The sequence below is a fragment of the Siminovitchia jepli genome, assembly GCF_047228825.1.
Lineage (GTDB): Bacteria > Bacillota > Bacilli > Bacillales > Bacillaceae_C > Siminovitchia.
The window spans coordinates 124620-139310 of sequence record NZ_JBFEGN010000001.1; the positions used below are offsets into that span (position 1 = coordinate 124620).

Genomic DNA, 14691 nt, shown 5'->3' on the forward strand with positions numbered 1-14691 from the left:
CCTGCACTAGCACGTCCTGTGCGTCGGCAGGCTCAAGCTGCGACGTCCTGTCGCTTCGCCTGCACTAGCACGTCCTGTGCGTCGGAGCTGGACACAGATATGTCCTTTCCAGGGGATAACCTGGGCAAATTTTATACCTTTAACCTCAAAAAAAGCCAGGCAAAGTACCTGGCTTGAAAAAACATTATTCTTTTGGCTGTTTTTCTTTTTGTTCTTTTAAAATCGCCTTGCGTGACAGATTAATCCGGCCTTGATGATCGATCTCAATCACTTTTACAAGCAGTTCATCACCAATGGATACAACATCCTCCACTTTGTTGACCCTTTCTTCCGCGAGCTGGGAAATATGGACAAGGCCGTCTTTTCCCGGGAATAGCTCAAGAAATGCGCCAAATTTTTCAATCCGTTTTACTTTTCCCAAATACACTTGTCCGACTGCAACCTCCCGGACAAGATCTTCGATGATCTTTTTCGCCTTCTTGTTCATGGCCTCGTCGGCAGAAGCGATAAACACGGTTCCGTCTTGCTCTATATCAATTTTGACTCCCGTTTCTTCAATGATTTTGTTAATTTGTTTTCCGCTTGGACCGATCACATCCCTGATTTTATCGGGATTAATATGGAGTGTGGCGATTTTCGGTGCATATGGCGACAACTCTTTGCGCGGCTCGGAGATCGCTGCCATCATTGACTCGAGAATGACCATGCGTCCTGATTTCGCCTGCAGCAGGGCTTCTTCCAGAATCTCCCTGGACAGTCCTGCTATTTTAATATCCATTTGCAATGCCGTTACACCGTTTTTCGTTCCGGCCACTTTAAAGTCCATATCGCCCAGGTGGTCTTCCATTCCTTGAATGTCGGTAAGAATTGTATAATGATCTCCGGATTTGACAAGCCCCATGGCAATACCGGCAACAGGCGCCTTGATGGGAACACCTGCATCCATCATCGCCAACGTGCTGGCGCAAATGCTAGCCTGGGAAGTGGATCCATTGGACTCGAGAACCTCCGATACAAGGCGTATCGTATATGGAAATTCATCTTCACTCGGAATGACTGGCTCCAATGCCCGTTCTCCAAGCGCCCCGTGGCCAATTTCCCTTCTTCCGGGTCCGCGAATCGGCCCGGTTTCACCTACGCTGAAGTGAGGGAAATTGTAGTGATGCATAAACCTCTTGGATTCTTCAATTCCAAGTCCATCCAATATTTGAACATCCCCCAGGGCTCCCAGGGTACATATGCTCAAAGCCTGCGTTTGGCCCCTCGTAAACAGCCCGGAACCGTGGGTTCTTGCCAAAATGCGAACCTCGGACTGAAGCGGCCTGATTTCATCCGGCTTTCTTCCGTCGGGACGAAGTTTTTCAACTGTAATAAGCCGGCGCACTTCTTCTTTTACAAGATGATCCAAAATTTGATTTACTTGCTTTAATGTATCTTCGTCAGTCGTTTCCCGCTGCGTAAAATCAGCTAATACTTCATCCTTTACGGCCTGGATGGCATCTTCCCGCGCGTGTTTTTCTCCAACCTGAATGGCGGCAATCATTGATTGTTCGCACATGGAACGGACTTCTGCATCCAAGGCCTGGTCCACTTCAAAAAGTTCAATTTCCCTTTTTGCTTTCCCAACCTCCTGAACGACTTTCTCCTGAAAGGCAATCAGGCGTTTTATTTCTTCATGGCCAAACATGATGGCTTCAAGCATCGTTTCTTCGGGAACCTCGTCCGCACTGGCTTCCACCATATTGACGGCGTCTTTCGTTCCGGCGACGGCCAAGTCAATATCACTTTGCTCCATTTGATCCACCGTTGGATTAATGACAAACTTACCGTCGACCCGTCCAACAACGACTCCCGCGATTGGTCCTTCAAACGGGATGTCCGATATGGAAAGTGCCAGGGATGACCCAAACATGGCTGCCATTTCGGATGAGCAGTTTTGGTCAACACTCATGACGATGCTGACAACCTGGACTTCATTCCGGAAACCTTCCGGAAAGAGCGGCCGTATTGGCCGGTCGATCAAGCGGCTCGCCAAAATCGCTTTTTCGCTTGGGCGCCCTTCACGTTTAATGAATCCTCCCGGAATTTTTCCAACAGCGTACAGCCGCTCTTCATAATTGACTGTCAAAGGAAAAAAATCAACCGATTTTGCCTCCTTTGAAGCTGTGGCGGTGCTTAAAACCGCTGTGTCCCCATACCGGACTAAAACCGCACCATTTGCTTGTTTGGCCAATTGGCCGACTTCAACAGTCAGTTTTCGGCCGGCCCAATCTATCGTAAATACTTTCTTTTCATGGCCCATACTTATAAACGCCTCTCTTTCATAAAATAAGTAAAAATTTTTGTTGAAGAGAAAGAATGAACGTACCTGGTGTGCATATAACTGAACATTCGACAAAAATATGACCATTGTCATATCCATGTCCAATGTTCAGTTTGTATATGCCGGAACCTGTACATGATTTACACGGCATATCTGTTATTTGCAGCATCCAAGTATAATCATCTTCTCTTTTTTATCCTAACAAAAAAGCGGGAGATTATCCCGCTTTTTAAGCTGACTCCGTACGATTTTATCGACGCAGGCCCAGTCTGTCGATTAATTCCCGATAACGCTGCACATCTTTGTTGCGCAGATAAGTCAATAAATTCCGGCGGCGTCCAACCATTTTCATTAATCCCCGTCTTGAATGATGGTCTTTTTTGTGGATGCGGAGATGCTGGTTCAAATTATTGATCTCTTCCGTCAAAACCGCAATTTGGACTTCCGGAGAACCGGTATCTGTTTCATGAATTCGATATTGGCTGATGATTTCATTTTTCCGTTCTTGCGTAATGGACATCTGCCCTTCACCTCCTGTTTTTCATCCCCTGTTACCGAGCAAGCGTCGGTGACTCGCATTGCCAAGCAACGGTTCTAAGATACTGTTTTAGGATACAACTTTCTTTTGGAAAAATCAAGTTTTAAATAGGGTCCAAAAAATTGGATGCTTTTTCAATGTCGTTTGCAATTTGAGTCTTTAAGTCCTCCAGACTATGAAACTTTGTTTCATCTCTGATTCTATGCCGCCACTCTACAACGACTTCCTCTCCATAAATGGACCGATTAAAATTCAAAAGATGTACCTCGATTGATAAATGGGACTTGCCAGTGTCATGAAATGTCGGTTTATAGCCGATGTTGCATACCCCCTTTTCCCAACGACCGTTAACAAAGAGGCGTACAGCATAAACTCCTGCTTTCGGGATCATGTAATCTCCATCTAACTGGATATTTGCCGTGGGAAATCCAAGCTGTCTTCCGCGTTTTTCGCCGTGGATGACGGTCCCTTTTGTCTCATAATGGCGACCGAGAAAACTTACAACTGATTCTGTTTCCCCTTCCCGAAGCATTTTTCGGATGGATGTGGAACTGATTTTTTCATCGTTTTCTTCCATTTTGGCTACGGCCGTTACCTTCAGCATCCCCATTCCGTGGCGGGGAAGCGTATCCATTGTTCCTTTTCCGTATTTGCCATATGTAAAATCAAACCCGGCAACGACATGCCTCACATTCAAGTCGATCAAATACTGCTGTACAAATCGGGCCGGGTCAAGGTTGGCAAAGGCGGATGTGAACCTGACGATAAATAAATAATCTATTCCCAGCCTGGATATCAAGTCAATTTTTTCCTTTAAAGGTGTAATATATTCTACAGGCCGGTTTTCCTGCGACAGGACGACCGACGGATGGGGATCAAACGTCATAACAGCGCTCTTCCAGCCATTATGAACAGCTTTTGCTTTGGCTGTTTTGATGACTTTCCTGTGCCCCAAATGAACGCCGTCAAAAAATCCAAGGGCCATTACAAGCGGCGGGAAATCATGCTGCTGAAAGGAATGAGGATGCTGGACCATTAACACTTTCACTCTGCGTTCACCTAATTTCATTGGTTTCTAAAACTTTGACCGGTTTAATTTGGCCGGGCTTTTCAGGATGATTTTTGTAAATGGCGATTGCTTTGGATTGATGCAGAAAAACGGTTTCTTCTTCCAGCCAATGTTCGGGTGCAGGCAAGATTGCACCGTTTCGCACTTTTACCGCTAATGTATCATTAATTTCAAGATGCGGCAAATGGGAAATCCCCCTTTCCAGAGGAAAAATCGCTTCGGCTGCTTCTCCGCGTTCAAGCAGCCTTCCAAGGTCTTCAAAAGTAACGCAATCGGCTGCCTGAAACGAAGCGGAAGCTGTTCTGATGAGGTCCGACATATGCGCCGGATAGCCAAGCTTCTCCCCGATCATGACTGCAAGCGTCCGGATGTAGGTCCCTTTGCTGCAGCGGACGGAAAAACGGAAAGACAGCAGGCCGTCACGAAGTGTAATTGAGTTCTCCAAGAGCTTCAAGCTGTATATATAAACAGTCCTTGCCGGCCGCTCAACGGCAATGCCTGCACGGGCATATTCATATAGCCGCTTGCCTTTTACTTTTACAGCCGAGTACATCGGGGGAACTTGTTCGATTCTGCCTTTAAACGACTGCAGGACTTCTTCGATTTTCTCCCGGGAAAAAACCTCTTTTACTTGTCTTTTATCCACAATTTCACCGGATGCATCCTCTGTTGTCGTCGAAAACCCCAGTGTCACTTCGGCTTCATACTCTTTTCCTGCATTCGTAATATATTCCGCAATTTTTGTCGCCCTTCCAAGGCAAATGGGCAATACCCCCGTGACGTCCGGATCAAGAGTGCCGGTATGGCCGACTTTTTTCATCCCCAGCAATTTCCGGATTTTATATACGCAATCATGGGATGTCATGCCCTTTGGCTTCCAGATCGGCAAAATCCCGTCCAACCGCTTCAACCTCCTTGCTTACGAATGCGCCGGAGCGCTGCTGATGCACCGGCATGATCGCAAATCCCTGGGGGCCTAACCCCGATGCTTCTGCATATCACATTTTCTTGAAAAAAGGATAGACGAGCCGTCTATCCTAATCTCCATTCAATTCTTTCAAAAGCTTTTCTATTTTGTTTCCATATTGAATGGATTCATCAAATTCAAAGCTGATTTCCGGGGTCTTGCGCAGCCGGATTCTTTGCCCGATTTCAGATCTGATAAAACCGGTGGCTTTTGCCAGTCCCTTTAACGTGTTTTCCTTGTCTTCGTCATTTCCAAGGACGGATATAAACACTTTTGCCTGCTGAAGATCACCGGTCACCTGTACATCGGTGACGGTTACAAATCCTATCCGCGGATCCTTTATCTTGCGAGAAATAATTTCTCCCAGTTCTTTCTTCATTTGTTCTGCAACACGATGGGCGCGCAGACTCATTTTCGACACCTCTCATTACAGCCATTCATACGCAATCCCGATTCTTTCCCATTCCGGGAAAGAATCAAGAAATTCAATGGCATGCTGTAATTCATGTTCAGCCTTATGCCTGGTGGAAGCAACAGTGGCAATCGCAATTTCGGTGCGCTGCCATAAATCCTGATGCTTCACCTCGGCAATCGAAATATTAAACCTTTGTTTGGTCCTTGTTAGTATGCGCTTGATGACCGATCTTTTATCCTTTAATGAATGGGTATTGTAAATGCGAAATTCTATCAGGGCAAAGCCGATCAAGCGCGCTCAACTTCTTCCATCAGAAAGGCCTCGATGACATCCCCTTCTTTTATGTCATTGAAGTTCTTAATGGTGATGCCGCACTCATAGCCTTGGGCGACTTCTTTCACGTTATCTTTAAATCGTTTTAAGTCGTCAATTTCGCCTTCAAAAATAACGATGCCATCCCGGATCAGGCGAACTCCGCTGTCACGGGTGATTTTTCCTTCCGTTACGTAGGAGCCTGCAATCGTCCCTATTTTTGAAACTTTAAACGTTTGCCTTACCTCTGCCTGGCCAATCACCTTTTCCTCATATTCGGGATCAAGCATGCCTTTCATGGCCGCTTCTATTTCTTCAATTGCTTTATAGATAATCCGGTGCAGGCGTATGTCGACATTTTCGGATTCAGCCGCCCGTTTGGCATTGACATCCGGGCGGACATTAAAGCCAATGACGATGGCATTGGAAGCTGCGGCCAGGGTAATGTCGGATTCATTGATGGCCCCGACGCCGGAATGAATGATTTTGATATTGACGCCGTCTACTTCAATTTTTTGTAATGAAGCGGCAAGTGCTTCAGCAGAACCTTGAACATCAGCTTTAATGATGACATGAAGGTCTTTCATTTCACCTTGCTTCATTTGCTCAAACAGCGTATCGAGGCTTACGCGGGAGCTTTCGTTTCTCAAAGCTTGCAGCGCCTGCTGGGAACGGGCCTCTCCAACTTGGCGGGCTGTTTTTTCGTCTTCGAAAACAACAAACCGGTCACCCGCCAGCGGTACATCATTCAAGCCGGTGATTTCAACAGGTGTTGAAGGTCCGGCCTCTTTCACTCTCCGCCCTATATCGTTCATCATGGCCCGTACACGCCCAAACGTATTACCGGCAACGATGGGGTCCCCCACTTTTAATGTACCATTTTGTACGAGTAAAGTGGCGACAGGGCCGCGCCCTTTATCCAATTGGGCTTCAATGACGGTGCCAAGTGCCCGCCTGTCCGGATTGGCTTTCAATTCTTCCACTTCACTGACAAGCAGAATCATCTCAAGTAAAGTATGGATCCCTTCTCCTTTTAAAGCGGAAATCGGAACAAAAATGGTATCCCCGCCCCAATCTTCCGGAACAAGCCCATGCTCGGTCAATTCCTGCATGACACGATCCGGATTGGCAGTCGGTTTATCAATTTTATTGACGGCTACGATGATGGGCACCTCTGCGGCTTTCGCGTGATTAATAGCTTCAACGGTTTGCGGCATGACACCGTCATCTGCGGCAACGACTAATATGGTAATGTCGGTTACCTTTGCACCTCTTGCACGCATGGTTGTAAACGCGGCATGCCCGGGTGTATCAAGAAACGTAATTTTTTTGCCGTTCGCTTCAATTTGATAGGCACCGATGTGCTGGGTAATGCCGCCGGCTTCCCCAGCGGTTACTTTTGTATTTCGCAATGAATCAAGCAATGTTGTTTTTCCATGGTCAACGTGTCCCATAATCGTTACGACGGACGGCCTTTCGATCAAATCTTCCTCTTTGTCTTCAGTGAAATAAACTTCAAGGTCCGTTTTATCAATTTGAACCTCTTCTTCCACTTCCACCCCATATTCAGCACAAATCAATTCAATTGCATCTTTGTCAAGCTCCTGATTAATCGTTGCAATCACACCGAGCATAAAGAGCTTTTTAATAATCTCGGACGGTTCTCTATGAAGCTTTTTGGCAAGTTCGGCCACGGAAAGAGATTCCGTAAAAGTGATTTTTTCCGGAAGCTCTTTTTGTTTTGGCGGAGCAGGCTGACGTTGGTGCTGTTTTTGTCGCTGGCGTTGTTGATTGGGCTTTTTATTCCGGTTGGGGCCTTTATTTCCGCCTTTAAAATGATTCTTTCCGTTCTGCCTCGTTTGGCCATTTTCATTCTTCGGTTGATTCTGTTTATGGTTCCGTCCGTTCCTTGCATTTTGCTGGCTTCCTTGGTTTCCCTGAGTACCTTGGTTTCCCTGGCTTCCTTGGTTTCCCTGGGTTCCTTGGCTTGCGTGTCCCTGCTGGGTTTTGTTATTTCTATGTCTAGCCTGCTGGACATTGGATCCGCTTTTCCGGTTGTCCTTTCCTTGCGGCTTAACATTCGCCGCACTTCGCTGCCGCCGATGGTTTGGCTTATCTTTTCGTTTTGAATCCTGCGGCTGCTCTTTCTTTTTAAAAATGGAATCCAGCTTCGTAACCGTTCCACTCTCTATTGTTGACATATGGTTGGCTACTTCTATATTCATGCCTTTCAGCTTTTCGATGACATCCTTACTGGCAATACCTTGTTTTTTTGCATATTCGTATATACGCATTTTACTCATATGTTCACCCCCGTTTATTCATAAAGCAAAGCAGCAATTTTTTCGGCAAAACCCGCTTCCAATATTGCTGCCACGACCCTTGCATCCTTGCCGATGGCATGGCCGAGTGTTTCTCTTGTATCTGCATGCCGAACAGGTACACGGTAATATTGGCATTTGTCCATCATTTTCTTTGCCGTATTGCGGGAGGCGTCTTTGGCTAAAATGACCAGTTTTGCCTGGCCATTCCGGATTTCCCTAAGGACCGGCTCTTCCCCCGAAACCACTTTTCCGGCCCGATGTGCCAGACCAAGCAACGACATCCATTTGTCCTGTGTCACTTGTGATCTCCTTCAACAAGCGAAAGAAGTTCTTCGTATATTTCGTCAGTAACATCTGCTTCCAAATGATTTGCAAGAATGTTTTTCTTTTGTGCATCCAAAATGACTTGCCGGTCTTTCGACAGGTAAGCTCCCCTTCCGGATTTTTTACCCGTTAAATCAACGGATACCTCGCCTTCTTTGGAGCGGACAATTCGAATCATGTCTTTTTTTGGCTTCATCTCTCCTGTTGCCACACATTTACGGAGCGGTATTTTTCTCTTTTTTACCATCTTGCTTCACCCCTATTCGATTTCTTCATTTATAAAATCGAATGATTCGTCCGACTCGTCTTTCTCCGGGAATCTTGGATATATCCCTGCTTCCCTTGCATCTGTCTCACTTTTAATATCTATTTTCCAGCCGGTTAATTTAGCCGCGAGCCGTGCGTTTTGCCCCCGCTTGCCGATGGCAAGCGATAATTGGTAATCCGGAACAACGACTGTTGTCGCTTTTTCTTCCTCATTGACGATGACATCGAGAACTTTGGATGGACTCAAAGCATTGGCGACGAAAACAACCGGATCTTGTGACCATTCAACGATATCGATCTTTTCTCCTTTTAATTCGTCCACGATTGCCTGAACCCTTGATCCTTTCTGTCCGACGCAAGAGCCAACCGGATCAACGTCTTCCTGGTCAGTCGCAACGGAAATTTTGGAGCGGTCGCCAGCTTCTCTCGCCACGGATTTTATTTCAACGGTTCCATCATATATTTCAGGGACCTCTATTTCAAATAATCGCTTCAATAGACCGGGATGCGTCCTCGATACAAATATTTGCGGACCTTTTGTCGTTTTTTCTACTTTCGTAATGTAAACTTTAATTCTGTCATGCGGTTTGTATGTTTCACCGGGCATTTGTTCACTCTGCGGGAGCAGCGCTTCAATTTTTCCAAGACTGACGTATATAAAACGCGGGTCCTGTCTCTGAACGATGCCTGTCATGATGTCATCTTCCCGGTCAACAAATTCGGAATAAATGATCCCTCTTTCCGCTTCCCGCACCCGCTGGGTGACGACTTGCTTGGCCGTTTGCGCGGCTATTCTGCCAAACTCCTTCGGCGTTACCTCCAGCTCCACAATATCCCCCGTTTCATAAGCCGGGTTGATGGAATGAGCTTCTTCCAAAGAAATTTCAAGCCGGGAATCGAAAACTTCATCCACTACCTCTTTTCTGGCAAAAACCCTCATCGTCCCTGTTTCCAAGTTTAAATCGACACGAACATTTTGCGCTTGGTTAAAATTCCTTTTGTATGCCGAAACTAAAGCAGCTTCGATCGCCTCGATCAAGACATCCCGGGAAATCCCTTTTTCCTTTTCCAATATGACTAGAGCATCCATTAATTCTGAGCTCATGACCATGTCCTCCCCTTTAATATTCTTCGCTTTACCTGTTAAAAGACGACTGCCAAGCGGGCTTTTGCCACTTTATTCACTGGAATTTCAAACGTCTTTGTCCGGGTTTTTATCTTTATTTCAATAAACAGGTTTTCACCGTTAAATGCGGTCAACTTTCCCTCAAACTCTTTTTCCCCATCGATCGGCTCATATGTTTTCACATTGACTTGCTTTCCCACCGCATTGGCAAAATCGGCTGCTTTCTTTAAAGGACGCTCTGCTCCGGGCGAGGATACTTCCAGGAAGTAATTGTGGGGGATCGGGTCCGCTTCATCAAGCTTCTCGCCCAGACGCTCGCTGACAATGCCGCACTCTTCAATATCGACACCGTTCGGTTTATCGATGAAAAGACGGAGAAACCAGTTTTTTCCTTCTTTCACATATTCAATATCGACCAGTTCAAGCTTCATTTCTTCCAATATAGGAACTGCAAGTTTTTCTACAGTGTCAATTACTTTACTCATATAAACCTCCCACGCTCCTGGTATCCATTTATTCCAAAACAATGCGAAAGAGTGGGGGGCGCCCACTCTTTTGCAACGAGAGTATTCATAGTATTTCCAATAAAAATATACCATAACCCATTTTTATTTGCAAACAAGGCAAACCCTCGCCGTTTTGGCTTGGACAAAGCAGCCCTCTTTTTAAAACAGGGACAATTGATTTTGTTCGGGCAGGGATGCCAAACAGCCATGGTTGTCCAAGTATTCCATAATGGTTTTGGAAACTTTTCCGCGGATTTGCATGTCCTCTTTGGAAAGAAATTCCCGCTCTTCCCTCGCTTTTACAATATTCAGCGCTGCATTCGTGCCAAGACCGGGGATGGCGTTGAAAGGCGGAATGAGCGAATCCCCGTCGATGATAAACTCTGTCGCGCTCGATTTATACAAGTCAACGCGCTTGAATGTAAATTTGCGCTCGCACATTTCCAACGCAATTTCCAAAACGGTAAGGAGGTTTTTCTCTTTGGCTGTGGCATCCAGGCCTTTGGCATTGATTTCTTCAATTTTGGAGCGGATGGCCTGGGAGCCCCTGATCATCACTTCCAAATCAAAATCTTCCGCCCGTACTGTAAAGTACGCAGCATAGTAATAAAGCGGATAATGAACTTTAAAGTAGGCAATCCTTACGGCCATCAGCACGTAAGCTGTAGCATGCGCCTTCGGGAACATGTATTTTATTTTTTTGCATGAATCAATATACCAATCCGGTACATTATTTTTTCTCATTTCTTCCTCCCATTCGGGAGTCAGGCCTTTTCCCTTTCGTACCGATTCCATGATCTTAAAGGCAAGAGACGGTTCCAGGCCTTGATAAATGAGGTAGACCATAATGTCGTCCCGGCAGCCAATGACGTCCGGCAACGTACAAATTCCGGAACGGATCAATTCTTGAGCGTTGCCGAGCCATACATCCGTTCCATGTGAAAGGCCCGATATTTGTACAAGCTCGGAAAACGTTGTCGGCTTTGTATCTTCAAGCATTTGCCTGACGAATTTCGTTCCAAATTCGGGAATGCCAAGCGTTCCCGTTTTACACATAATCTGTTCCTCTGTTACGCCGATCGATTCGGTCCCGCTGAATATTTTCATCACATCGGGGTCATCAATCGGAATGGTTTTGGGATCAATTCCGCTCAGCTCCTGAAGCATCCGGATCACGGTCGGGTCATCATGGCCGAGGATGTCCAGCTTGAGCAAATTGCTGTCGATGGAATGGAAATCATAATGCGTCGTTCTCCAGTCGGATCCGACCGCATCGGCCGGATACTGAATCGGGGAAAAATCGAAGATTTCCATATTGTCCGGAACAACGATAATCCCTCCGGGATGCTGGCCGGTTGTTCTTTTTACACCTGTACATCCTTGGACGAGCCTTTCGACTTCCGCATTTCGCAGCATGAGATTGTGATCCTGCTCATATGCTTTGACATACCCGTAAGCTGTTTTTTCCGCAACGGTTCCGATCGTGCCCGCACGATAAACATAGTCTTCCCCGAACAAAACTTTCGTGTAATGGTGGGCTTTCGGCTGGTAATCCCCCGAAAAATTCAAGTCTATATCCGGTACTTTGTCTCCCTTGAAGCCCAGGAAAGTTTCAAACGGAATATCGTGGCCGTCTTTTTTATAGGTTGTTCCGCACTTCACACAGTCTTTATCCGGCAGGTCAAATCCGGAGCCGACCGAACCGTCATCAAAAAACTCGGAATGCTTGCAATGGGGGCATACATAATGCGGAGGAAGCGGGTTTACTTCCGTGATTTCCGTCATCGTAGCCACAAAAGAAGATCCGACAGATCCCCTTGATCCTACCAGGTAGCCGTCCTCGAGAGATTTTTTTACGAGTTTATGAGAAATCAAATAAATGACCGCAAAGCCGTGTCCAATAATGCTTTTCAGTTCCTTTTCGAGCCTTGCTTCCACAATTTCGGGGAGCGGATCGCCGTAAATCGATTTTGCCATTTCATAGCTCATTTGCCGGATTTCATCCTCGGCGCCATCGATTTTCGGCGTATATAAGTCATCCTTGATCGGTTTAATGTTATCAATCTTGTCATTAATGAGGTTGGAGTTTGTCACAACAACCTCATATGCTTTCTCTTTGCCAAGAAAAGAAAACTCGGAAAGCATTTCATCTGTCGTCCGGAAATGGACATCCGGAAGCTTGTGCCTGTTCAGCGGATTTGCCCCGCCTTGCGAGTTGATGAGAATCTCGCGGTATATTTTGTCTTCTTTGTTTAAATAATGGACATTTCCGGTGGCAGCGACTGGGATGTTTAAAGATTCTCCCATGTCAACGATGTTCCGGATAATATCCTCCAAGTCTTTTTCATCCCTGACAAGCTCCATCTCGATCAGCGGGGCATACACCGGTTTTGGATGTATTTCCAGGTAGTCATAAAAGGTTGCTGCTTTTTCGGCCTCGGCACGCCCCTTTTGCATCATCGCCTCGAATACTTCCCCTTTGTCACATCCGGATCCTACGAGTATTCCCGTTCTATGTTTTTCCAACAGGGAACGCGGAATGCGGGGAACTCTATAAAAATAGTCGAGATGCGAATAAGAGACGAGTTTATATAAATTTTTCAGGCCCGCTTCGTTTTGGGCAAGCAAAGTGCAATGGTACGGGCGGGCCTGTTTATAAGTGTCCCCTTCGCCCATATTGTCATTGAGCTGGTCATGATAAAGGATCCCCTTCTCTTTGGCATCGGCAAGCATTTTCAAAAAAATATTGCCGGTCGTTTCTGCATCATAAATCGCCCTGTGGTGCTGCACAAGTTCTATGTCAAACCTTTTTGCCAGCGTGTTTAGACGGTGGTTTTTAAAATCCGGATACAGGAATCTGGCAAGTTCAAGCGTGTCAATGACCGGATTGTCCACCTTCTCGAATCCGATTTTTTGGTAGCCCGCATTTAAAAATCCGATATCGAACGAAGCGTTATGGGCTACAAGGATGCCGTCCCCTGTCCAGTTTTTAAAATCCTCAAGGACTTCTTCGATTTCAGGGGCATTTTCCACCATATCGTCCGTGATGCCGGTCAATTCAATTGTTGTTGCAGACAGCGGGTGATGGGGATTGGCAAATCTCTCAAACTTGTCAACGATTTCACCATGATGAATCTTGACTGCCGCCAGTTCGATAATTTTGTCATATATTGCTGACAGGCCGGTTGTTTCAACGTCAAAAACGATAAAAGTATCTTCTTCCAGCAGCCTGTTGGCACTGTTGTACGCGATCGGTACTCCGTCGTTTACCAAATTGGCTTCCAAACCGTAGATGACCTTTATATCATGTTTGCTGCCGGCACCGAACGCTTCGGGAAATGATTGAACGACGGCGTGATCGGTAATCGCCACGGCCGGGTGCCCCCATTTTTTCGCCTGGGCAATAAGATTGCCCGCTGACGTGACAGCATCCATTTGGCTCATTGGGGTATGCAGGTGGAGTTCAACCCGCTTTTGGCCTTCCGCTTTGTCTTCACGCAATGTCGGTTTCACTTCATTAATGTCCTGCGCCATAATGACCAGTTCACGGGCAAATGTGTCCGTTTGAACGCTTCCGCGGACCTTTACCCACATGCCCTTTTTTAAACTGCCCATAAGGGAAGCATCATCGTTGTCTTTTGAGAACATTTTGACAGAAATGGAGTCGGTATAATCCGTCATTTTAAACGTAAGCAATGTTCTTCCGCTTCTGAGCTCTCTTGTCTCCGCCTGAAAAACATACCCTTCCACCGTTACCCGGCGTTCTTCGTCAACAATTTCCTCAAGCTTTTTCATCTCTTCATCATTTTTGATGGCATATCCAAGCATGAATGGCCCTGACGGATGGTCACCCTGATTGGTCCGTTTTTCATCCTCGAGCTTCTGCATTTCCAAAATAGCCTGCCTTGCCCGCTCTTCATCCTCTTTGCGTTTTGCTTCGACAAACCTCTCATATTCTTCGTTTGCTTCATTTTCGGGGCGGATTTTCGCAGAAAAAAGAAGGGAAGGAAAGCCAAATTGTTCGTAAACATCAGTGATCATTTTTCCATATTTCTCTTGTAGTGTTCTTGCCTCCATATCATTGCGGACCTGGACAATCATTTTATTTCCATCAACTTTCGGTGTTTGACCGTTTAAAAGACCGAGCAGCAAAGGGGACATTCCGTCCATTTCTTTTAAACATCCCGGCCAATAATCTTCCACAAGCTTCTCTGGTATCGTTTTTTGCGAAGTCGAAAGCGTGAATTGGACGTGGGCAATATGCTGAAATGACTGCTCCAGCCTCCGGGCGAAATGTTCAAATATTTGATAAGGCAAAATCCGCTCAAAAATAAAATAAAAGTGCCATTTCCTGTTGTTTCGATCAACAACAAGTTTCTCAATTTGACCGGATTGCAAATGCTCCATGTACGGGTCATCCGTAAGGCCGATCTGTTGGAGCAGCAATTGGAAGCGTTCCTTCTTCTTGACGGGATTTTGCGTCTTTTGCACCGTTTATCCTCTCCCATCCATTAATATTC

Annotated in this window: 12 protein-coding genes; all 12 read right to left on the reverse strand. The window is 46.1% G+C overall.

From position 1 onward, the window contains the following. Positions 1-184 precede the first annotated feature (184 nt). Complete coding sequence (pnp, locus tag AB1L08_RS00640; protein ID WP_413062731.1) at positions 185-2302, reverse strand: polyribonucleotide nucleotidyltransferase; 2118 nt, start codon at positions 2300-2302, stop codon at positions 185-187. Between the two features lie 271 nt (positions 2303-2573). After that, a complete protein-coding gene (rpsO, locus tag AB1L08_RS00645) occupies positions 2574-2843 on the reverse strand; it encodes a 30S ribosomal protein S15 (RefSeq protein WP_413062732.1) in 270 nt (89 codons plus the stop codon). A gap of 121 nt (positions 2844-2964) precedes the next feature. Next, entirely contained in the window at positions 2965-3909 is a 945-nt protein-coding gene (gene ribF, locus AB1L08_RS00650) for a bifunctional riboflavin kinase/FAD synthetase (RefSeq protein ID WP_413062733.1), read from the reverse strand. A gap of 7 nt (positions 3910-3916) precedes the next feature. Further along, positions 3917-4831, reverse strand: a complete 915-nt coding sequence (gene truB, locus AB1L08_RS00655) for a tRNA pseudouridine(55) synthase TruB (protein ID WP_413062734.1) — start codon at positions 4829-4831, stop codon at positions 3917-3919. Positions 4832-4967: 136 nt separating this feature from the next. Next, on the reverse strand, positions 4968-5309 hold the full coding sequence (gene rbfA, locus AB1L08_RS00660; RefSeq protein WP_413062735.1) for a 30S ribosome-binding factor RbfA: 342 nt from the start codon (positions 5307-5309) through the stop codon (positions 4968-4970). Positions 5310-5324: 15 nt separating this feature from the next. Beyond that, the gene (locus AB1L08_RS00665) at positions 5325-5603 is read right to left on the reverse strand and encodes a DUF503 domain-containing protein (protein WP_413062736.1); all 279 of its coding nucleotides are present in this window, start codon (positions 5601-5603) and stop codon (positions 5325-5327) included. Then, on the reverse strand, positions 5600-7927 hold the full coding sequence (gene infB / locus AB1L08_RS00670) for a translation initiation factor IF-2 (RefSeq protein WP_413062737.1): 2328 nt from the start codon (positions 7925-7927) through the stop codon (positions 5600-5602). The genes AB1L08_RS00665 and infB overlap by 4 nt, the downstream gene beginning before the upstream one ends. A 14-nt stretch (positions 7928-7941) precedes the next feature. After that, positions 7942-8247 (reverse strand): YlxQ family RNA-binding protein, encoded by a 306-nt coding sequence (locus AB1L08_RS00675; RefSeq protein ID WP_413062738.1) that lies wholly within the window; start codon positions 8245-8247, stop codon positions 7942-7944. Then, positions 8244-8519, reverse strand: a complete 276-nt coding sequence (rnpM, locus tag AB1L08_RS00680) for an RNase P modulator RnpM (protein ID WP_413062739.1) — start codon at positions 8517-8519, stop codon at positions 8244-8246. Before rnpM ends, AB1L08_RS00675 begins: the two co-directional genes overlap by 4 nt. A gap of 12 nt (positions 8520-8531) precedes the next feature. Continuing rightward, complete coding sequence (gene nusA, locus AB1L08_RS00685; RefSeq protein WP_413062740.1) at positions 8532-9644, reverse strand: transcription termination factor NusA; 1113 nt, start codon at positions 9642-9644, stop codon at positions 8532-8534. A gap of 38 nt (positions 9645-9682) precedes the next feature. After that, positions 9683-10150: a ribosome maturation factor RimP gene (gene rimP, locus AB1L08_RS00690; protein WP_413062741.1), complete on the reverse strand. Its 468-nt coding sequence runs from the start codon at positions 10148-10150 to the stop codon at positions 9683-9685. Between the two features lie 180 nt (positions 10151-10330). After that, entirely contained in the window at positions 10331-14662 is a 4332-nt protein-coding gene (locus tag AB1L08_RS00695) for a PolC-type DNA polymerase III (RefSeq protein ID WP_413062742.1), read from the reverse strand. Positions 14663-14691 lie beyond the last annotated feature (29 nt).